The organism is Picosynechococcus sp. NKBG042902 (genome assembly GCF_963864045.1).
Lineage (GTDB): Bacteria > Cyanobacteriota > Cyanobacteriia > Cyanobacteriales > MRBY01 > MRBY01.
Window position 1 is genome coordinate 1 of record NZ_CAWLTV010000046.1, and the last position, 21,177, is coordinate 21,177.

The 21,177-nt window shown below is 51.2% G+C and carries 22 protein-coding genes; 9 read left to right on the forward strand and 13 right to left on the reverse strand.

Features of this window, described 5'->3' with window-relative positions; genetic code table 11:
• Positions 1-13: 13 nt before the first annotated feature.
• Both AACR41_RS01305 and AACR41_RS01310 read right to left on the reverse strand, forming a co-directional pair.
• Entirely contained in the window at positions 14-682 is a 669-nt protein-coding gene (locus AACR41_RS01305) for a hypothetical protein (protein ID WP_030008125.1), read from the reverse strand.
• Between the two features lie 20 nt (positions 683-702).
• A complete protein-coding gene (locus AACR41_RS01310; RefSeq protein WP_045442532.1) occupies positions 703-1,155 on the reverse strand; it encodes a tetratricopeptide repeat protein in 453 nt (150 codons plus the stop codon).
• A 118-nt stretch (positions 1,156-1,273) separates the two neighbouring features.
• Here AACR41_RS01310 and AACR41_RS01315 point away from each other — a divergent pair, with 118 nt between their 5' ends.
• Positions 1,274-3,787: an O-antigen ligase family protein gene (locus tag AACR41_RS01315; protein ID WP_223209971.1), complete on the forward strand. Its 2,514-nt coding sequence runs from the start codon at positions 1,274-1,276 to the stop codon at positions 3,785-3,787.
• Here the strand turns inward: AACR41_RS01315 and AACR41_RS01320 are convergent.
• Complete coding sequence (locus AACR41_RS01320) at positions 3,784-5,298, reverse strand: site-2 protease family protein (RefSeq protein ID WP_030008128.1); 1,515 nt, start codon at positions 5,296-5,298, stop codon at positions 3,784-3,786. The genes AACR41_RS01315 and AACR41_RS01320 overlap by 4 nt on opposite strands.
• Positions 5,299-5,459: 161 nt before the next feature.
• Here AACR41_RS01320 and AACR41_RS01325 point away from each other — a divergent pair, with 161 nt between their 5' ends.
• The 5 genes from AACR41_RS01325 (at position 5,460) to glgA (ending at position 10,712) form a co-directional block, all read left to right on the forward strand.
• Positions 5,460-6,125 carry a hypothetical protein gene (locus AACR41_RS01325; RefSeq protein WP_030008129.1) on the forward strand — a complete coding sequence of 222 codons (666 nt, stop codon included), beginning with the start codon at positions 5,460-5,462 and terminating at the stop codon, positions 6,123-6,125.
• Positions 6,126-6,320: 195 nt separating this feature from the next.
• Entirely contained in the window at positions 6,321-6,977 is a 657-nt protein-coding gene (gene clpP, locus AACR41_RS01330) for an ATP-dependent Clp endopeptidase proteolytic subunit ClpP (RefSeq protein ID WP_030008130.1), read from the forward strand.
• Positions 6,978-7,018: 41 nt separating this feature from the next.
• Complete coding sequence (gene clpX, locus AACR41_RS01335; protein WP_012307148.1) at positions 7,019-8,350, forward strand: ATP-dependent protease ATP-binding subunit ClpX; 1,332 nt, start codon at positions 7,019-7,021, stop codon at positions 8,348-8,350.
• Between the two features lie 5 nt (positions 8,351-8,355).
• Positions 8,356-9,204 carry an alpha/beta fold hydrolase gene (locus tag AACR41_RS01340; RefSeq protein ID WP_030008131.1) on the forward strand — a complete coding sequence of 283 codons (849 nt, stop codon included), beginning with the start codon at positions 8,356-8,358 and terminating at the stop codon, positions 9,202-9,204.
• Positions 9,205-9,275: 71 nt separating this feature from the next.
• Positions 9,276-10,712 carry a glycogen synthase GlgA gene (gene glgA / locus AACR41_RS01345; protein WP_030008132.1) on the forward strand — a complete coding sequence of 479 codons (1,437 nt, stop codon included), beginning with the start codon at positions 9,276-9,278 and terminating at the stop codon, positions 10,710-10,712.
• 8 nt (positions 10,713-10,720) lie between these two features.
• On the opposite strand, the gene menD is transcribed toward glgA, so the two are convergent.
• Positions 10,721-12,448, reverse strand: coding sequence for a 2-succinyl-5-enolpyruvyl-6-hydroxy-3-cyclohexene-1-carboxylic-acid synthase (menD, locus tag AACR41_RS01350; protein ID WP_030008133.1), 1,728 nt, complete (start codon positions 12,446-12,448; stop codon positions 10,721-10,723).
• A 71-nt stretch (positions 12,449-12,519) separates the two neighbouring features.
• Here menD and AACR41_RS01355 point away from each other — a divergent pair, with 71 nt between their 5' ends.
• A complete protein-coding gene (locus AACR41_RS01355; RefSeq protein ID WP_030008134.1) occupies positions 12,520-13,083 on the forward strand; it encodes a Uma2 family endonuclease in 564 nt (187 codons plus the stop codon).
• Here the strand turns inward: AACR41_RS01355 and AACR41_RS01360 are convergent.
• The gene (locus tag AACR41_RS01360) at positions 13,080-13,487 is read right to left on the reverse strand and encodes a hypothetical protein (RefSeq protein WP_012307143.1); all 408 of its coding nucleotides are present in this window, start codon (positions 13,485-13,487) and stop codon (positions 13,080-13,082) included. The genes AACR41_RS01355 and AACR41_RS01360 overlap by 4 nt on opposite strands.
• 306 nt (positions 13,488-13,793) lie before the next feature.
• On the opposite strand from AACR41_RS01360, the gene AACR41_RS01365 reads away from it, so the two are divergent.
• A complete protein-coding gene (locus AACR41_RS01365) occupies positions 13,794-14,624 on the forward strand; it encodes an HAD family hydrolase (protein ID WP_045442534.1) in 831 nt (276 codons plus the stop codon).
• On the opposite strand, the gene mreD is transcribed toward AACR41_RS01365, so the two are convergent.
• From mreD to AACR41_RS01395, 6 genes are all read right to left on the reverse strand, one after another.
• Positions 14,597-15,139: a rod shape-determining protein MreD gene (gene mreD, locus AACR41_RS01370; protein ID WP_045442536.1), complete on the reverse strand. Its 543-nt coding sequence runs from the start codon at positions 15,137-15,139 to the stop codon at positions 14,597-14,599. The genes AACR41_RS01365 and mreD overlap by 28 nt on opposite strands.
• Positions 15,120-15,920 (reverse strand): rod shape-determining protein MreC, encoded by an 801-nt coding sequence (gene mreC / locus AACR41_RS01375; RefSeq protein WP_030008137.1) that lies wholly within the window; start codon positions 15,918-15,920, stop codon positions 15,120-15,122. Before mreC ends, mreD begins: the two co-directional genes overlap by 20 nt.
• A 32-nt stretch (positions 15,921-15,952) precedes the next feature.
• Positions 15,953-17,002, reverse strand: coding sequence for a rod shape-determining protein (locus AACR41_RS01380; protein ID WP_012307139.1), 1,050 nt, complete (start codon positions 17,000-17,002; stop codon positions 15,953-15,955).
• A gap of 236 nt (positions 17,003-17,238) precedes the next feature.
• Positions 17,239-17,508 carry a TIGR02450 family Trp-rich protein gene (locus tag AACR41_RS01385; protein ID WP_030008139.1) on the reverse strand — a complete coding sequence of 90 codons (270 nt, stop codon included), beginning with the start codon at positions 17,506-17,508 and terminating at the stop codon, positions 17,239-17,241.
• A 51-nt stretch (positions 17,509-17,559) separates the two neighbouring features.
• Positions 17,560-18,435, reverse strand: coding sequence for an ABC transporter permease (locus AACR41_RS01390; RefSeq protein WP_030008140.1), 876 nt, complete (start codon positions 18,433-18,435; stop codon positions 17,560-17,562).
• Positions 18,425-18,883 carry a hypothetical protein gene (locus AACR41_RS01395; protein ID WP_030008141.1) on the reverse strand — a complete coding sequence of 153 codons (459 nt, stop codon included), beginning with the start codon at positions 18,881-18,883 and terminating at the stop codon, positions 18,425-18,427. Before AACR41_RS01395 ends, AACR41_RS01390 begins: the two co-directional genes overlap by 11 nt.
• 153 nt (positions 18,884-19,036) lie before the next feature.
• Between AACR41_RS01395 and obgE the strand changes: the two genes are divergently transcribed.
• Entirely contained in the window at positions 19,037-20,101 is a 1,065-nt protein-coding gene (obgE, locus tag AACR41_RS01400) for a GTPase ObgE (RefSeq protein ID WP_030008142.1), read from the forward strand.
• On the opposite strand, the gene AACR41_RS01405 is transcribed toward obgE, so the two are convergent.
• Positions 20,064-20,642, reverse strand: a complete 579-nt coding sequence (locus AACR41_RS01405; protein WP_030008143.1) for a putative colanic acid biosynthesis acetyltransferase — start codon at positions 20,640-20,642, stop codon at positions 20,064-20,066. The two genes, obgE and AACR41_RS01405, sit on opposite strands and share 38 nt — an antisense overlap.
• Before the next feature lie 98 nt (positions 20,643-20,740).
• Positions 20,741-21,151, reverse strand: coding sequence for a hypothetical protein (locus AACR41_RS01410; RefSeq protein WP_030008144.1), 411 nt, complete (start codon positions 21,149-21,151; stop codon positions 20,741-20,743).
• Positions 21,152-21,177: the final 26 nt, after the last annotated feature.

Below are 21,177 nucleotides of genomic sequence, written 5' to 3' on the forward strand. Positions count from 1 at the left end.
CCCCTCCCTAGGGCTAGATCCATTCTCCATCTTCGTCGGGGTCTACCCTAGGGGAAGCTTCCTCTTCGGAAGTGTAGGGGGGCGTCAAAATTCGATAGTCAGCATCATAGACAGTACCCGTTTCCTCTGACGCTTTGGCAGGCTTGGCAGACGGTTTTGGGGCCGGTGGCTTTGGCATCGCAGCCTCTGGGCCGGGACTAGGACGGGGACGCTGGGGTTTCGGTTGGGGGCGAATCTGGGGTTCTCCTTCACCCGCCTGGGGGGGCTGGGGACGGGTCGACTGTTGGGGAGGTGATTCAATGTCCCAGGTTTCTTCATCCTGGGTTTCTAGTTCCTTGTCAGTCCAATCATAATTAGCGCGGCTCCGTTCCCAATCGGAACGACCAGTGCGGCGATCGGGCTGGCGAGGGGGACGTTGTTTCAGGCGTTCAAGGCGAGGATTCGGGCGATCGCCCCGATTATTAGGACTAGGATTTGTCCCTTTTAAAAAAAGCTGCAAGAGCAAACTCAGGAGCAACCCAAGCAAGACCGCTGCGATAAACCAAATACTGAGGGGCAACTGCCAGGGAACGGTGCGATTAAATAAAACGAGACCCAGCGCCTGACTATTTTGCAGCAGCAGAACTGCTCCGCCCCCAAAGCAGAGTAGCAACAACAATAACAGTGGCGACCTAGACTCCATAAACAAGCAACGGCGATCGCCTAGGGCGTTTCCGGATTTTCAGTGGGAGACTGGGCCGGAGTTGTCGTGCCAGTGCGTGCCAAAGCCTCGTCCACTTGGGCTAAGAGATCCTTAAGCACCTGTTCATCCGGATATAACTCCACCAACCGTTGCAGATGGGGACGTGCCCCTGCTAAATCCCCCAGGGCTAAACGGGCTTGTACCAAACCTTGCAGCGCATTTGTATTGTCTGGCTCCCGTTCTAAAACGGCTAAAAATCCGGCTTCTTGTTGTTTTAGTTGAGCTTCTTGATCCGCCTGGGGATTCCGAGCCACTTCGGTTGTCGGTTGTCGCACGCTATCAATGATGCCCCCGATCACTGGCACCATCGCAGTTCCCGCAAAGGAGCCTGCACCAATAAACAGGATCACTTTTGTCCAAAATTTCTGTTTCTTTTGCTTCGCTTCAACGGCTTTATCAGAAAAAAGAGGCATGGGTTGAGGGGGATGACTTAAAAATCCTATCTATTTTAGCCCATGGCCATGGGAGTTCTAGAAAATGGGATTTAATGGGAAAGGCTGCCATTTCCCGAAGTTTTTTAACCCTTGCTCTATGTCTGCTTCTAAGTCTCCAGCCCCTTTACTGGCCTACTTCACCGCTTTTTTTTACATTCTCTTTAGCCTCATTCCCGATAGCCATAGCATGATGGTGGCCTGGTCGTGGGTGTTTGTGTGGCAGGTGGGTCTGTTCTGTCCTTTGTTGTGGTTTTTGGTGCAGCTATGGGATAACCGCCGCCTCTATCTGTTGGGCAACGGGTTTGATCAGGGTCTAATTGCAATTTTAATCAGCTTGGGGATTTCCACCCTGGGGGCAGAGTTTCCCCAGCAAGCTCGCTGGCAAGCCTGGGCCTGTTTAGGGTTTATCGCCGCGCTCTATCCCATTAGTCGTTGGCTGAATAGTGTGACTGGTCGTTATCGATTATTTTTGGGACAAGGATATTTAAGTTTGGCCTTTGTTGCCTTTAGTTTAGCGCTGTGGCTCAGTCGGACATTTTTGCCAGAAATTGAACGGCTCCGAGATTTGGGTGTTGATGGGGCGGTGCAACAGTTTGATTTTTCGCTGCTGGAACTGCGTAACTGGGCTCCCTTGGGTCACCAAAATTATGTGGCCGGTTATCTCATTCTTTGTTTACCGACCCTCCTGGGCTTGGCGATTTTACATCGGGATTGGCGGCGCTGGCTTTGGCTGACGGGGGTGGTAATTGGGGCGGTAGATCTTTATACCACGAGCTCTCGGGGGGGGTGGCTTGGGTTGGCGATCGCCTCGGTGGTGGCCTTTGGGTTTGCTTGGGGGTTTAGTCAGATTCGCAAATTTTATTTACTGCTGGCGGGGATTATTTCCACGGGAGTTTTAGGGATTTTTGTGCTGACCAATAACCGCCTCTACAATCTCGTGGTGCCGATTTTGCAGGGGGAATTTGGAGAATTAAATTACCGTTGGGTCAATGCCCAGGTGGGTGGGGCCATGGGCCTCGACCATTGGTGGACGGGGGCCGGTTTAGGAAATGCGTTCTTGTTGTATCAAAATTACCGCCCAATCACAGCGGGTCGCCTCTCGGAAATTATTTATCAACTCCACAGTACCCCGGTGCAACTCTGGGCGGAAATGGGCATCTGGGGTTTGGGTTTGTTCTTTGGTTCGATTGTTTTTCTGGGGGTGATCCTCTGGCGACTGCGGGGCCATGTTAAAGGGATGGCACGGGAAGACCGCATTTTGTTGGGCAGTATTTACACCGGGCTAGTCGGCTATTGGGCCTTGAGTTGGACCGATTATCAACTGGATAATGTGGCCATTAGCGGCATTATTACAATTCTGGTGGCCCTGCTCGCGGCGATCGCCCGTCAAGATCAACCCCAAAGATCTCTCCCCTCTCAGCCAAACCCAGAAAAGTTTTTAGGGAAGCCCCGTCTCATTGCCCTCGGCTTAGTGGGGGTCTATGGTGCCGTTGCCATCTGGTTAGCACCGATCCAAGCTGCTTGGGAGCGATCCAGTACCGGATTTTTAGCATTGCGCCAGGAAACCCCCGATTATGACCGTTTTGTGGAAAATTTGACCGCCGCCCATGACCTCGCTCCCTGGGAACCTTACTATTCCTATCAGTTGGGTTGGAACCTCGGTGAATTAGCTCTCCAGACCACAGACTTAGAACAACGGCAACGCTATCTCCAGGAGGCGATCCAGTGGTTTGACCAGGGCAACCAAGCTTCTCCCTACCGGGAATTTGGCCGCAGCAACGTGGCCTGGCTCCACATCGCCAACAATGAACCCAATCTAGCAACGGCGGATTTTTACCAATCAGCCCAGCTTGTGCCCGCGAAACGAGGCATTTTCTACGGGTTGGGGTTAAGTTTGTTGGCCCAGGACAAAACAGATCTTGCGATCAAGGCGATCGCCTTAGAAATTCTCCGGGATCCCCAATTTATCACCAGCCCCATTTGGCGGGGCGGGGGCTTGGGAGAGCTTTATCCAGCGGTGGTGGCGCGGGTGATGGGTCACTACGAACAGCTACTGGCGCAATATCCCGATGATCCGTTGTTACATCGCTGTCGGGGTGGTATTGCCTGGTGGATTGGGGATTTTGCCCTGGCCGAAACGGAATTTCGGCAATATTTCGACGCCACGGCCCTCAGTTTACTCCCCGGTCGGGAAGCCCTAGGTCAGGAAACGGCGATCGCCCTGTTGCAAGCCACCTGGGAAAACCCAGAAAAACGCTTAGAACTCCTAGAGGAAGCCTGGGCTAAGGTTTCGCCCCAACAGCCCCTCACCGACCAACAACGGCAAGAATTTTTAGCCACCATGGCCAATAGTCCAGATTTTGCCACTTGGATCCGCGTCGGTGCCCCAGTCCTCCAGTACCGTCGCCAGCGCAGTGGGTTTAATGTGAACAGTCGCCACATTGACGGGGACAATCCCACGGATTTTTGGACGGTAAGCGAAAACCTCGCAATTAACACCTGGTTCGGCGAATTTTTCCCGTCTGTTGTCTATGAACCTCGGTTTGACTTGCAATTACAACCCCTCAGGGACAGTCTTTATGCCGCTTTTGAAACAAACGCTAACCCCTAAAAATTGAGCCAATTACTCAGGCCAGCGGGTAACGGCAAGAAAATTAACGCCACAAAAACCAGGGTAAACATTCCCAACAGGTCGCGGCGATTGTCCAAATCCGTCACATCGTTAAGGGCGGGCTGGTTCGCGATGGGCATCAACAGGGCGAAAATCGCCAGAAAGAGAAAATTTGGCTGCACAAAGGCGATCGCAATCATACAAATCCTTGTCACCTGGGCAATAATGCTCGCCGTCCGCTGGCCGAAAACGGCGTGGGTCATCAAACCACCATCCAATTGACCGATGGGCAAGAGTTGCAACCCCCCCAACATCAGGGCCACATAACCGGCGATCGCCACCGGGTGTAAATCCAGGGCCATATCCGGGGTGAACTGACTTCCTAGGGCCAAACGGCTCATCAGTCCCAGGAGAAGGGAAAACCGTGGATTAAACTCATTAAAGGCCAACAGTGTTGATTCCTCTGGCAAGGGCACCACTTGGGACAGACCCAGGCCCACCCACAAACAAGGCAGGGTCAGGAGCATCCCCACCCAAGAGCCTGCCACCGCAAAATCAAACAAAGCTTGGCGATGGGGAATGGGGGATTTCCGCTGGGTATAGGCCCCCAGGGTGCCGATAAAAAAGGGAATCGGGACGAAATAGGGGAGCGTTGTTTTAATTTTGTAATAGGCCGCCGCACCGTAATGGCCCAGTTCATGGCAACCGAGAATTGCGACTAACAGCAGACCATAGGGTAAGCCCTGCCAAAGCATACTCGGATTCTGTTGGATCACCTCCGGGGCGACCCCCTGCAATTCCAAACCCATGACGGTGGTAGTAAATAAAGTAATTAACACTAAGGCGATCGCCAAATCCGGGCGCGTTAGGGGTTCCTCTTTGGTTTGGGATTGTTGGGCTGCTTTCCAAGGGTTGGGAACAAGGGCAAAAAACGGTTGCCCCCGCAGACTTTCTTGGAAGACCACAATAAAGCGATCGCCAAAGAGCTGTTCGATATTATCCCGAATTGTTTGGTAGGCTTCCTGGGGGACCGCTCGCAACTTGCCTCGACAGAGGATCGCCTGAGGATAGTAGTCAATATTCTGAAGATAATAGACCCCCCAGGGAAAACAATCCCGGAGTGCTTTTTCTTCCTTGGTACTGATCGGGCGGAGCTTAGAGCCTTCCTTTTTCAGGGCAGAAGCTTGGTCTAATTTTTCTAAATCTAAGCTTGGGGTTTGGGGCGCAGCAGGCGGCGGGCTGGGATCAGCAGATTCGTCCGGTTTAGGTTTACCCCAGTCCAACAAACTCCAATACATAAACGGCGAAAGGATCAACAGTGGCAACATCAGCAACAAGGGCATCGGCTGGGTCGCCCCAAAAATTAAAATCCAGACTAGCCAGGCGGAAGCAGGCAACATCATCACCAGCCAGAGTAAGCTTAATGGTGCTTTATTTTCTGGTGGTACAGTGCGGCGGATGAGGGCGTAGGTCAACACCCCCATAACGAAGAAAAGCAGCCAAACTTCCATGAACTTTCAATTGAATCCTTACTAGAAAATGTGTGGCACAAGCAAAATGATTGCCCCTGCTTTGTGGCGATCGCCCCTAGAGAGAAAATTGTCGAAACCTCACCCCAATGCAACAATGGTAGCGACTGTTTAACATTTCAACATGAGTAGGGACTCCCCCCGTGCAGACTCCCCCCAAACCGCCCCGCAAACTTTTTGAAGACATCTACGCCTTTGCCCCTAATCGAGAAACCCTCGGTGGCACAGCCTACTTTATCGCAAAAGCCGGTGGTGGTCTGTTGGTTGATTGTCCCCCTTGGCACCCAGAAACCCTCAACTTTTTGCAGGCCCAGGGCGGCGTCAAAACCCTCTACATCACCCAGCGGGCCGCCATCAGTAACCAAGTCGCGAAAATTCAACAGGCCCTCGGTTGTGCGATTGTGATCCAAGAGCAAGAAGCCTACCTGATACCAGAGGCTGACGTGACGCCCTTTCGGGATGATTGGCAGGATGGTGATTTTCGCGGCATTTGGACACCCGGATTTTCCCCTGGTGCTTCCTGTCTCTATTATGGCCAATGGGGAGGCTGTCTGTTCACGGGGCGGCATCTCCTCCCCAACCAAAAGGGTGAAATTCTCGCCCTGCGCACCGCCAAAACTTTCCACTGGGGCCGCCAACTCAAAGGCATCGAAAAGCTGATTGAAACGTTTAAAAATCAGCCCCTAGAATATCTGCTGCCCGCTGCAAATACGGGTTTTCTCCGGGGGACGGGTTATCTAGCAGGGACCTACCCCAAATTACAACAGGCGATCGCCTTGTCCCAGGCCCAACCCCTTGTCCATCTCTAAAGCGGCCGATCTTAGTGAAATTAACCAAGGGGCGATCGCCCTCTGCTGGTGGCTCCCATCTCAGGCAATGCGACTATATAATAAAGGCTATGTGGGAAATCATTGCCCGGCCTCACCCAACGGTCATCAAGGTCTGCCCCTGATTTTCTCTGTTTTTTTCCTGTTCATCCCCCAAAACATTAGCATCGAGCTTCCATGGTTCAATCAACTACCTCCTATCAACACCTTTCTAGCCAAGCCGTCCCCTACAGCTACTCCATGGGTGGGACGGTGGTGCCGATGGTTGTCGAACAATCTGGCATGGGAGAACGGGCCTTCGATATCTATTCCCGCCTGCTACGGGAACGCATTGTATTCCTCGGTACCGCCATTGATGACACCGTTGCTGACTCTGTGGTGGCCCAGTTGCTCTTTTTAGACGCCGAGGATGCCGACAAAGACATCCAACTCTACATCAACTCCCCTGGTGGTTCCGTTTATGCAGGGATGGCGATTTACGACACCATGCAACAGATTCGTCCTAATGTGGTGACCATTTGCTACGGCATTGCTGCCAGTATGGGGGCCTTTCTCCTATCAGGGGGCACTAAGGGTAAGCGGATGGCCCTCCCCAGTTCCCGGATTATGATTCACCAACCCCTCGGTGGTGCCCAAGGCCAAGCGGTGGATATCGAAATTCAAGCCAAGGAAATCCTCTACATCAAAGATAAATTAAATACGTTGATCGCCGATCATACGGGTCAACCCTTTGATAAGGTGGCAGAAGATACCGAGCGGGACTTCTATATGTCCGCCGAAGAGGCTTGCCAGTATGGTTTGATCGACCAAGTGATCGCCCCGAACGCCGCTTAACCCCATCGCTCACGTTATCCAGAGGCCCTACTCCAAAACCCATGTCTAAATACGACTCCCATCTCAAATGTTCCTTTTGTGGTAAGTCCCAAGAACAGGTTAGAAAGCTCATCGCTGGGCCAGGGGTCTATATTTGTGACGAATGTGTCGAGCTGTGTAACGAAATCCTCGATGAGGAGCTGATGGAAAATGCGGCGGGCATGGGGATGGGGCGATCGCCTGAAAAAAATCCCCCCAAGGCTCCCCCCGAAAAAATTAATTTTGAAGACATTCCCAAACCCAGGGAAATTAAGCATTACCTCGACGAACATGTCATCGGCCAGGACGAAGCAAAAAAAGTCCTTTCCGTGGCTGTCTACAACCATTACAAGCGCCTGAGTTTGATGGAAGATGACGACGCTGATCCCGTCGCCGATGGCATCGAACTCCACAAATCCAATATTCTTTTGATCGGGCCAACGGGATGCGGTAAAACCCTCCTCGCCCAGACCCTCGCGAAGATCCTTGATGTGCCCTTTGCCGTTGCCGATGCCACAACCCTTACCGAGGCGGGCTATGTGGGCGAAGATGTCGAAAATATTTTGCTGCGCCTTCTACAGGTGGCCGATCTCGATGTGGCCGAAGCCCAGCGGGGGATTATCTACATCGACGAAATCGATAAAATTGCCCGCAAAAGTGAAAATCCCTCCATTACCCGCGATGTGTCTGGGGAAGGGGTACAACAGGCCCTGTTGAAAATGCTGGAGGGCACCGTCGCCAATGTGCCGCCCCAGGGAGGCCGAAAGCACCCGTACCAAGATTGCATTCAAATTGATACCCGCAATATTTTATTTATTTGTGGTGGAGCCTTTGTCGGTCTCGATAAGGTGATTGAGCGGCGGGTCGGCAAAAAAAGTATGGGCTTTGTGCGGCCCGGGGAAGAGGGCAGTGCCAAGGAACAACGTACCGCTGAATTACTCCAGCATCTTTCTCCGGAGGATCTCGTTAAGTACGGGATGATTCCAGAGTTTATCGGGCGGATTCCGGTGATTGCGTCCCTCAGTCCCCTCGATGAGGAAGCGCTAGTTGAAATTTTGACCCAGCCGAAGAATGCCCTCGTCAAGCAATACAAAAAACTCCTGAAGATGGACAGTGTGCAGTTGGAGTTTGAACCGACCGCTATCCGGGCGATCGCCCAGGAAGCTTACCGCCGCAAAACCGGGGCTAGGGCGCTCCGGGGCATTGTCGAAGAATTGATGCTCGATGTGATGTACGAACTGCCTTCCCGTAAGGATGTCAACCGCTGCACGATTACACCGGAAATGGTCGAAAAACGCTCTACGGCTGAACTCCTACTTCATCCGTCCTCCTTACCCAAACCAGAATCTGCTTAGGGCCAATGGCGATCGCCCAGGTGCGGGGAGTCCCCCACTATTACGAATGGATTTGTTGCGGGGGCCGCGATCTTCCCAAACCAGTGATGTTATTTGTCCACGGTTGGGGCGGGTCGAGCCATTATTGGCGCAGCACTGCCACGGCCTTCAGTGAATCTTTCCACTGTCTGATCTATGACCTGCGGGGCTTTGGTCGTTCTGAGCTCCCTGTCGATTACAGTGGTGACTATGCCCTAGACGATTATGCTCTGGATCTAGAAGTACTGCTGCGGCAGTTAGATATCAACGGCAAAATTATTCTCAATGCCCATTCCATGGGGGCTTCCATCGGGGCAATTTTTGCGGCGCAGTTTCCCCAACGCCTAGACCGGGCCATTTTGAACTGCAACGGGATTTTTGAATATGATGCCCGCGCCTTTGGGACGTTTCAGAAAATTGCTGGCACCATTGTGCGCTTACGGTTTCCGTGGTTGCGTCAGGTACCGGGGCTGGATCGGTTGGCGATCGCCCGTTTTTTGCAGCAACCAATTGCGCCCACAGAGCGGCGGCAATTCCTGGAGGATTTTTTGAGGGCTGATAATCGCGCCGCCGCTGGCACCCTGCTAGCTTCGGTGAATGAAATGATGGTGACCCGCTTGCCCCAGGCGTTTCGCAATATCCAATGTCCGACCCTGTTCCTCGCCGGGGAAAAAGATCAAATCATTCCGGCGGCCATGGCCAAAAGGGCGATCGCCTTAAACCCAAACTTTCGATACATTGAAATTCCCCAGGTTGGACACTTCCCCATGCTTGAAAATCCCCACCGCTACCAAGCCGAAATCCAGCAATTTCTCAGGGACAAATTTCCCGGATAGTATTTATTCTTGGAATCCCTCAAAGAATGATACGCTCTAACAGAACCTCAAAAATTGACGAGAAAATTCTGATGCGTATTTTGTTTGTTTCTGCCGAGGCTGCTCCCATCGCTAAAGCTGGAGGTATGGGAGATGTGGTGGGATCACTGCCCAAAGTTTTACGGCAGTTAGGACATGACGCGAGAATTTTCTTACCCTATTACGGCTTTCTCAACGACAAACTGGACATCCCTGCGGAACCCGTGTGGTGGGGCAGTGCAATGTTCAATACGTTTGCCGTGTATGAAACCGTATTACCCAATACCGATGTCCCCCTTTATCTGTTTGGCCATCCCGCCTTTGATGGACGACATATCTATGGTGGGCAGGACGAATTTTGGCGCTTTACCTTTTTTGCCAATGGGGCCGCTGAATTTATGTGGAACCACTGGAAACCGCAGATTGCCCACTGTCACGACTGGCACACGGGTATGATTCCGGTGTGGATGCACCAATCGCCGGATATCAGTACGGTATTTACGATCCACAATTTGGCTTACCAGGGGCCTTGGCGGGGTTTCTTGGAGCGCAACACTTGGTGCCCTTGGTATATGGACGGTGATAATGTGATGGCCTCGGCGCTGATGTTCGCTGATCAAGTGAACACCGTATCTCCCACCTATGCCCGACAGATCCAAACCAAAGTCTATGGTGAAAAATTAGAGGGTTTATTGTCTTGGATCAGCGGCAAAAGTCGCGGCATTGTGAATGGCATTGATGTGGAACTATATAACCCTTCTAACGACCAAGCCCTGGTAAAACAATTTTCTACCACCAATCTTGAGGATCGGGCCGCCAACAAAGTGATCATCCAAGAAGAAACGGGGCTAGAGGTCAACTCCAAGGCTTTTTTGATGGCGATGGTCACCCGCTTAGTGGAACAAAAGGGAATTGATCTGCTCCTGAATATCCTGGAGCAGTTTATGGCCTACACCGACGCCCAGCTCATTATTCTCGGCACTGGCGATCGCCACTACGAAACCCAACTCTGGCAAACTGCCTACCGCTTTAAGGGGCGGATGTCCGTGCAACTGCTCTATAACGATGCCCTCTCCCGCCGGATTTATGCTGGATCCGATGTCTTTTTGATGCCGTCGCGCTTTGAACCCTGTGGCATTAGTCAAATGATGGCGATGCGCTATGGTTCTGTGCCCATTGTGCGCCGTACTGGGGGTTTGGTGGATACAGTCTCTTTCCATGATCCGATTCACCAAACCGGGACAGGCTTTAGCTTTGACCGCTACGAACCGCTGGATATGTACACCTGCATGGTGCGGGCTTGGGAAAGTTTCCGCTACAAAAAAGACTGGGCTGAACTACAAAGACGGGGCATGAGCCATGACTTTAGTTGGTACAAATCCGCCGGGGAATATCTCAAGATGTACCGCCAAAGCATTAAAGAAGCCCCGGAATTAACGACCGATGAAGCCGAAAAAATCACCTATTTAGTGAAAAAACACGCCATTTAAAAATGACTTTAAAAACCTTGGAATAAATCTTTCAGCCAAGTCATCGCTTGGTTACGGTTTGTTTTGACTTCCAGTAACCTTACTCCCCTGGGTGGCAAAGTAGCACAGGTTTGCATCAGGTCAGCTTTGGTTTGGATCGCCTGATATTCAATGCCATATAAATCGCATACTTTAGAAAATTCAACGGTTTGGGGCGTCGCAAAATAATCCTCAAAAATATCTTTTTCTTCGGCGATGGGTAACATTTCAAAAATACCACCGCCTTGGTTATTGATCACAATAATCGTCAGGGAGCCGGTAAATTTTGATAATGTCAAAAAGCCATTGGTATCGTGGAGGAGAGCGAGATCTCCAGTGAGTAACACAGCAGGCGAATGATTCTCCGCAATGCCCAAAGCCGTTGACAGGGTACCATCAATACCATTGGCCCCCCGGTTAAAGTAAGGCAAAATTTGTTGATCATTCAACTGCCAGAAAAATTCGGCATAGCGCACCACCATGCTATTGGCAAAGAAAATAGCTGTTTCCTCTGGTAATGCTCTGGCTAAACAGTAGGCGATCGCCGCTTCGTTGAGATTTTGTTCTGCCTGGAAAACTGCGGCTAATTTGGCGCGAATTTTTGCATCTTGGGTCTGCCATAGATCCAAGTAGGGCAAACCTTTTTCGTTGTCGGGAAAGATCCCCAAATACTTCATGGTGCGAAGATTAACGGCGAGATATTGATGGGGACGATGGAGGGGGTCAAAATTATCGGCCCGCTCGCTCAAGATATAGGTTTGAATCTGCTGCTTTTCGAGCCAGGCCCGCAAAATTTTACTGGTGGGCAAAGCGCCAATTTGAATCACAATTTCTGGTTTGAGGGTTTCTGCTAGATTTTGATCCCGCAAAATAAAATCGTAGGTGATGACTAAACCCTGGGGAAAATAATGGGCATAATTCCGCACGGGGGAGAGGGCTTCGGTTAAAACTGGAAAACTCAAATAACCCGACAACTGGGCGATCGCCTGACAATATACATCGGGATCATCGGGCTGATTCACCCCAGCAATAATTAGCCCCCGGGCATAATTTTTCCAAGCTTCTGTAGGCAAAATATCCGCAGAAAATTCTGCCTTTTCCAGGGGCTGAATCCCAGCAAAAAAATCCGCCTTGAGCACATCTTTGAGGTGCGTCACTGAGCCATCGGTAATGGGGGCAAGGGGATCCCGAAACGGACAATTGAGATGCACGACTCCTTTCTGGGGAAACTGCGATCGCCGCCAAGCTTGCACCATGATTTGTCGGGCATAGCGCAACATTTCAACGGTGCCCAGGGGCGTCGCCATTTCACTAAACCACTGGGCAAAATTTCCAAATAACTTGATCTGATCAATGGTTTGCCCCGAATGACAATCCCGCAATTCCGGGGGGCGATCGCCTGTGAGGATAATTAAAGGCACCGCACTTTGGTAGGCTTCGATCACCGCTGGATAGAAATTGGCTCCCGCTGTCCCCGACGTACAGACCAGCACCGTCGGTAAACCAGAACTTTTCGCTAAACCCAGGGCAAAAAACGCCGCCGAGCGTTCATCTAAAATCGGGATCGTTTTAATCTGGGGGTGACGGGCCAGGGCAACGGTGAGGGGCGTAGAGCGTGAACCGGGACAAATCACCGCCGAGCGCAAGCCTAAACGAACGAGGGTTTCTACCATCACACCCGCCCAAAGACTATTAAGGTTACTAAAATCTAGACCCATACCTGCCGTGCTGAATTATGTTCCCAAATCACCCAGGTTACAATTAAAGCACCGATTTTTCGTCTTTTGGCATGATTGCTTTACCCTCTGGTTTTTCCCCCCAGGCATACCTCGAACTTGAGCTTGAAAGCACAATTCGCCACGAGTATCGCCAGGGTTTGGTCTACGCCATGGCCGGTGGGAGTGATGACCATAGTCGCCTTGCCATTAATTTTTTAACTGCCCTGAATCTGCATCTCCGGGATAGTCCCTGCCGATTTTTTGCGGGGGATGTAAAGGTGAATTATGCGGATCAGTTTTTTTACTATCCCGATGCCTTTGTCACCTGCGACCCCAGGGATCAACAAAACCGCTATGTAAAGCAATTTCCCAAACTCATCCTTGAAGTCTTATCGCCGGCCCCAGAAAACTTCGACCGCACAGAAAAATTCCAGGATTATCAACGGATTACGACCTTAGAAGAGTATATTTTGATTTCTCAAACCCAACAAGAAGTGGAAGTCTGGCGGCGATCGCCCCAGGGTTGGACGAATCAAATTTACCGGACGATTGATCCGGTCAAGCTCACCAGCATCAACCTTGAAATGCCTATATCAGAACTGTATCGGGGCACCAGTCTCGAAAGCTTCATTTAAGATGCCGTCGGATTTTTGGCGCGGGCTTCGAGATCGTCAAGGGTTTGCAAAACCAACCGCTTTGCTTCTAGTTGCCAGCCCCAGCGTTGAATTTGGATGGCAGCGGGCAGGGCGATCGCCGGGGCGAGGAAATCGAGGGGCTGCTGGAGGGAAATGCCGAACAGTAAACCCAAACCCGCAATGCCCCAAAAAGGTAAAGCGACTGTCTGTCGATTTTCCAGCACCATTTTTCCGAAAAATCCCTGGGGCATCTGGGCCAAAAGTTCGTCCTTAATTTGCTGCTGTTGTCGAGGATTCAACATAAACGCAAATTTGCGGCGCAACTTTTCAATCTTGCGGGCGTCGGTACTGTATTCTGTCAGTTCATTTTCCGCCATCTGAATCAATTTCTCTAGCTGAGCCATGGTACTTTGGGCCTCTCTCTTTAAAAATCTCTGTTTATTGTGGCATTCCCTGGGATTTTCTCCCCGGCTCCCAAAAGGCGATCGCCATTACTATTCAGCTTCGTTTATCATCAACCCCTAATTTTTTCATCATTCCGACGGTTTTTTCTACCGCTGTTTCGATAAAAATTTGCTATTGTAAAGAAAGTTTAAGTAAGTTATCCAAATTTATAAACAAGTCTACAAATCACCAATAAATGTGTGACGCAGACAACAAAACCACAAAAGTAAATCATGCTAAAGATAGAGCATTGACCAAAAAGCACCATGAGTATCCCAGGCTTGTTCCAGAGAACCGCTGCCCGTTTTCAAACTATGAACTCTCCCACCGCAAGACGTCTCCGTTTGACGCTATTTTGTGACTTCGATGGGCCATTGGTCGATGTTTCGGAGCGATACTATGGTACGTACCAAGCCGCTCTCCAGCATACGCAACAGATTTACGCCCAACAGGGCATCGCCATTCCCCTCAAATATCTCGGCAAAGACCAATTTTGGCAAATGAAGCGTCAACGGGTCAGTGATATCGAAATTGCGATACAGTCCGGGCTCCAGGAAGAGCAAATTGCCTTTTTCCTCGACCATGTCCGCACCATCGTCAACGATGAAGCCCTACTCCACCTCGACAAAATGCAGGGGGGCGTGAACTGGTCTTTGGCCTTACTCCATTCCTACGGGGTGAAATTGGTACTGGTGACGCTCCGGGAAGAACAGCAAGTGCGCAAAATGCTCGATCAATATGGCCTAAAACGTCTATTTAGTGGGATTTACGGTAGCGACGATCGCCACACGGCCTATGTGAATAATGTGGATGTGAAAACTGCCCTCCTCAAGGAGGCGATCGCCGAACAAGGAGAACTAAGCGATCAATGGCTCATGGTGGGCGATACCGAAGCAGATATTATCGCCGCAAAAAATATGAACATTCCGGCGATCGCCGTGACCTGTGGCATTCGCGATACGGCTTACCTCAAAACCTATCAGCCCGATCATTATTGCAATGATCTTCTCTCTGTGGCCCATTTTCTGGCGGAGCGCTATGGTCACTCTCCCAAGCCCCAGGGCCATCACTACTGCCTATCGAGCATTCTCACATAATCCCACCAACGCACCAGAGGCGTACAAAGGAGCGGTGCCCAGAGGCTACTCAAAATTGCCGTCGCCAAGCCGATCCGTTGCAGTTCACCCCAGAGCATCCCTGGGGAACCCAACCCCCACAGCAGATATTGAAATGCCATAATCACTTCTGCGGCTAGGGTCATCACGAAGACCAGTAGCGCCAGAATAATAAAGTCTTCCTGGAGATAGCGTTGTTGTCGCCAGCGGGAAACGAAATAGGCGACCAGCACAAAGCCTGGAAGGTGGGAGGGCAAAGCACTCACCATTAAGCTGTCATGGATCCAAGCAGCGGCGATCGCCCCCAGGAGAGCATAAATCATCTCCCGCTTCACACTCCAAGCAATCACCCACATCAAGAGCCACTGGGGACTAAAACCGAGGATTGTCATCCCAGGAATGCGGAGTAACAAAAGCTGGCTACACAGCAGCAGCGAGCCAATGCTCACCAAACCATTCATCCAGGGCAGTGCCCCTCTAGGGAGTTTGCGAAACATCTTGCTCCGGTTGCAGCTCAAAATTTAAGGGCTTCTGCTCAAAAGGTGCCACCAATACCCATTCCAACGACCCTAGCGGTACCGTCAACTCCACCGTCGCGATGGGGGCTGGCCCCGCATTAAAATCAATTGCGGCAATGCGACCAATGGGGAGGCCTGGGGCGTACAGGGTGCTCAGGTTTGAGGTGGTGACCATATCTCCCACCTTGACATCCGGAACTTTCTCATAGAAGACCATTTGGGCCTGTTGGGGATCGTTTTGGCCCCGGAGATAGCCCTGGAAACGACTCCGGGACAACATCACACCCACTTGTTGGTTGAGGTCACTCACCAAAGCAACGCGACTACTATGGGGGGTAACTTGTACTACCCTGCCCACAAGTCCACCGATGCCAGTCACGGTGTCCCCGACCTTGATCCCGGCTTGACTCCCCTGGCCGATAATAATTTGCTGCCACCAAGCATCGGCACTGCGACCAATGACCGGAGCGGCGATCGCCTCTGTCTGGAGCGTTTGTCGATAATCCAACAAGTCTTGTAGCTGTTGGTTCTGGGCTTCGAGTTCCTCGACTCGATTTTGCAGTTCCCGCAGCTTACTGTTCTGGAGCAAAATTTCCGTTTCAGCGGCGGTGAGATTGCTCTGACGCCGGAAGAAAAGCCCATAAAATTCCTGAATTGCGCCCCCCTGGGTCTGGCGCAAAAATAAAGCAGCCGAAAGGCCAACCCCAATAAAAATTAAGGTCATCCCATAGCGTTGCCACCAACGGCGGAACATTAACATTCACTCAAGAAAACGATGTAATCCATCCTAGGCTATTCGTAGCGAGTATGGCTCTTAAAGACCCGCTCCATATCCTTATCTTTAAAGTTTTCCAAAACACGACCTGTACCCAAAGCAACACAGCTTTCAGCATTGGCCGCCACGTGGGTAACGATGCCTGTTTCGTGGCTAATCAGGGTATCGAGTCCCTTGAGCAGGGCACCCCCCCCGGCCAGCATAATTCCCCGGTCAATAATATCAGCAGCCAATTCCGGTGGAATTCGTTCTAGGGTGCGCTTCACGGCTTCAACGATGATCGAAAGCGGTTCAGACATACTTTCACGGATTTCAGGGGCCTTGATGGTGACGGTGCGGGGTAATCCGGAAAGTAAATGTAAGCCACGCACTTCCATGATCGGCTCTTCTTCGTCGGTGGGATAGGCAGACCCCAGTTGAATTTTGATATCCTCGGCGGTGCGTTCCCCAATGACCAAATTGTGGACTTTTTTCATGTAGAGCATAATCGAGTCGCTGAGTTCATCCCCCGCAACCCGTACCGATTCGCTCAGAACAGTGCCCTGTAAACTTAAAACGGCCACTTCTGTGGTGCCGCCACCAATATCAATGATCATGTTACCGGTGGGTTCAGAAACGGGTAACCCTGCGCCAATGGCAGCGGCAACGGGTTCATCAATGAGATAAACATCGCTGGCTCCAGCTTCTTTGGCTGCTTCTTCGACGGCTCGCCGTTCTACCCCTGTAACCCCACTGGGAATCCCGATCACCATCCGGGGCCGAATCAGGGGATTGCGGTTATCGTGGACGCGCTTAATGAAGTGCTTTAGCATCGCCTCGGCGGTGTCAAAGTCTGCAATCACCCCATCTCGGAGGGGACGAATGGCAATCACATTGTCGGGGGTACGCCCTAACATTCGCTTGGCTTCTAGGCCGACTGCCAGGACTTCTTGGTTATTTTTGTTGATGGCCACAACAGACGGTTCCTGGAGGACGATCCCTTTACCAGAGACGTATACAAGGGTGTTGGCGGTACCGAGATCGATACCCATGTCCCGTGAAAATGAAAAGCGACTAAATAAACCCACTTGTACGCTGACCCCTTATCTGCTGTGTGTTGAGCTGGTTTTGAACCTTGAACACATTTACATGATTTACATCGATGTATTGTGTCGGCGGATCTTTAGCGAAAAATTATAACTTTTGGATTTTATTATGTTTGTTCACCGGCGTCTAGCGTCTATGGATAGCTCCCGTGGGGATCAAGAGATCAAGGCGATCGCCTATTTGTCGCCAATTTTACAGGGCATTTTATTCGCCATGACTAATCTTGCCAGAAGGGGACTTCGGGGGGCTGATTCATCTCTTCGAGGGTTTTCCAGCCCGCTTCCCATAGTCGTTGATCCTTGAGTTGTTTGGCATTGATCCAAAATCGGGTGTCAGGGTCACAGGAGGATACTAATTCGGCAAACACCCATTTCCCTTCATTGCGGCGGTTCATCACCTGGAAATGTCGCCAACCGAAAGTCTTTTGGGTGGCGGTCCATTTAGACCCAAGGAGATGGGGAAAGCGTTGTTTTTGTTTCTTCGCCATGGCTGAATTGATGCTCGATCACCCCCTAAAATCGGGGTCGTTTATTCTAGCTTAGTGGGACGCGCTTTTCGGATCAAAGGCGTCTCGGAGGCCATCGCCAAGGTAATTTAAACTGAGCACCGTCAAAAAAATCGCTAAGCCTGGAAATAGCGCCATGTGGGGAGCTGTGGTCACGAAATTTTGGGCATCATACAGCATCCGTCCCCAAGTCGGAATATCCGGTGGAAAACCCAAACCAAGAAAGCTGAGGGTTGATTCGGTGATGATCGCGTTACTCACGGATAGGGTAGCGGCGACGGCAATGAGACTGACCAGATTCGGCAAAAGATGTGTCCTGAGGGTGCGGAGGGGATTGGCCCCCATGGCCTGGGCCGCGGTCACAAATTCTCGGTTTTTGAGGGTTAAGCATTGGGCGCGGACTAACCGGGCGATCGCCATCCAATTCAGACTGCCGATCACCAACACTACCAGGAGAAAAGTGCCCCATTCTGCCCCGGCGATCGCCCGGAGGGATTCCCGAAACAGATAGACCACCAGGAGTAACACCGGCAGTTGGGGGAGGGACAAAAACAGATCCGTCAAACGCATCAACAATTGATCGAGCCAGCCACCATAAAAGCCAGCGATCGCCCCAATCACAGTCCCCAAACTAATCGCCACAGCCATCGCAGCCAGCCCGACCGTTAGGGAAACTTTGCCCCCAAACAACACCCGCGCCAATTGATCCTGTCCGAGGTCATCGGTGCCAAAGGGGTGTTCCCAGCTTGGTGCAAGGGCACTTCTGGCAAAGTCAATGCTATCGATGGGTGTCTGATAAATCAGCGGTAGGCCAAAAACCAACAAGGCGATCGCCCCCAGGACAATCCCCCCAAGTACCGCCAAACGATTGCGGCAAAACCGTTGCCAACTGCGTGTCTTATTCCACATCCTCGTTATCGTAATAAAAAGGACGCACCCGGGACGTGAACCCAGACGCCTTAAATTTTTTCAGTTGGAGAGGTTCCGGCTGATTGGCAGCGACCGATACCGGGATCTGAAACTCACTAATGCCTGGTGGTACTTCTAAAATGGTGCCCACACGACCGCGATTCTCAAAGGTTGGTGAACCATTGGCATCATAAATTCGCCCAAACACATCCGCATCAACAATATATTTACCCGATGCGTTTTTCGCTTTGCCTTTAATCATGAAACAGTTTGCGTCTTCATTGGAGCCGCTGGTCACAATTCCCTGCATCTCTGCGGGACAGCGCTCATAGCTCAAGTCAGACAACTGAATTGGCGTGAGGGCCAAGGCCTGGCTGAAGGGAAATAGCCCTAAACAAAGCCATAAACATCCCGCGAGAAAGCTTACGATGATGCTGCGTCGTTCCATGGATTTCCCTCAATGTCGAAAATTTCCTCTAGCATAACAATTCTATTTTTTTCCCAAGACTTCCGCTAGATTACAGTTCCCATCTGGCGCATCCGATGGCGGAAAAGCAGAGTATAATAATTGATTGCCCAAAATCACCAGATTCTATTTCCCATGCAATTTATTGACCACGCTGAAATTGAAGTTATCGCCGGAAAAGGGGGAGATGGAATCGTTGCCTTTCGTCGCGAAAAATACGTGCCTGCTGGTGGCCCGGCGGGGGGCAATGGCGGCTGGGGAGGTTCAGTGATCTTTCGGGCAGAAGAAAACCTGCAAACCCTCCTCGATTTTCGTTATGCTCGCACCTTCAAAGCACCGGACGGCGAACGGGGTGGCCCCAACAATTGCACCGGGGCATCTGGGGAAGACCTGATTGTGGATGTGCCCTGCGGCACGGTGATTTACGACCGGGAAACGGACGAAGAAATTGGTGATTTAGTCTTCCACGGACAAACCTTCTGCGTCGCTAAAGGCGGTAAAGGAGGTCTGGGAAACAAACATTTTCTCAGCAATAAAAACCGCGCCCCAGAATACGCTCTCCCTGGCTTAGAAGGGGAAATCAAGCAACTGCGCCTAGAACTAAAATTACTGGCAGAAGTGGGCATTATCGGCCTTCCCAATGCCGGAAAATCGACCCTAATCTCTGCGTTGTCGGCGGCCCGACCCAAAATCGGCGCTTATCCGTTTACAACTTTAATCCCCAATTTAGGCGTGGTGAAACGGCCAACAGGGGATGGCACGGTATTTGCGGATATTCCAGGCTTAATTGAGGGGGCACACCAGGGGGTGGGCTTGGGCCATGAATTTTTACGTCACATTGAGCGCACGAAGGTTTTGGTGCATTTAGTGGATCTCAATGCGGAAAATCCAATTAAAAATTACGAAACGATCCAAGGAGAACTAGAAGCTTATGGTCGCGGTTTACCAGAACTCCCCCAGATCATTGCCCTCAATAAACTCGATGCCGGCGATCGCGAATTTGCAGATTTCATCACAGAAGAATTACGGCAGCTGACCGACGCCAAAATTCTGACCATTTCAGCGGTATCCAGAACCGGTCTAGAACAGTTACTACAAGAGATTTGGGACGTCTTAGACCACCTCAAAGAGATCAGTCGAAATGAAGCATCTGAAACCTCAGTCATGGATCTTGACAGTCTTCACATTGCAGATAAATGATGCGGGGTTTTAAGGCGATCGCCGGATTGCCACCATAGATCGTCATCGGGTCGAGCGATCGCAAGGCAACACTCCCTAAACAAAGCACCGCCCCTTCGCCGATGGTGACACCGGGGGCAATGCTACTGCGGGCCCCCAGCCAACTGCCCCGTTCAATGTGGATGGCACGGGTGATTAGTTTAAAGGTGGGGTCGCTCCAGTCGTGGTTACCGGTGCAGAGATAGACATCCTGGGAAATACAAACATGGTCAGCAAGGGTAATTGGTGCCAAGTTATCAAACCAAGTGTTTTCGCCAATCCAGCAATGATCGCCGATGGTCAGTCGCCAGGGAAATTTAATGCGCACGCCGGGTTTAAGCCTCGCCCCTTGACCGATGGTGGCGCCAAAGCGTCTCAATACCCAAACTTTAAAAGAGGATGGGGGGATCAACCGAGTTCGCACCACAGGATCACCGATAAAAAACCACAAGAGTTGCCTTAGAAAGGAAGCGCCGGGAGTGTAGTCTCCGGTGGTATAGCGGTCGAGATGGATAAAACTCACAACAGCAATCTTTAAATTGAGCAAATTGAGCGAAAATTCAAAGGCAGGGATGGTGATAATGTCTTAATGGCCGAAGACAAAAAAGGCGATCGCCTTCTTTACTCCCCATATTCCTGAAGAAAACTGAGAAAATCGGTTAGGGCTGCTCCGGTTTCTCGGCCAGGGGTAAGTTGATACCGTGTTTGGAGAATAAAGCCTCGATTTTGGATTCGAGCACGGCGAGCCGCTCGTTCTCTTTCTTGATTTGCTCGATCTCGTTCTCGATTTGCTTCGTCCTCTGCTCGTGTTCTCTCGTTCTTTGCTCGATTTCCAGCGTGCCACTCAAGGCCGAGATTAGCCAGGAGAGCCGTTGTCCCCAACGTGAACGCCAGGAAACTCCACTGGAGGATGGTGAGGGGGCAGAGTTGGATGGGGATTGTATCGGTGTTGGCATAGAACCTCAGGAGGGCAGCAACAGCATAGAGAAAGGTGGTGAGGGCACGGGGCAGTAGAGCGAGAAAACTAACCATGGTTTTAGTTTAGCCAAAAGGCGATC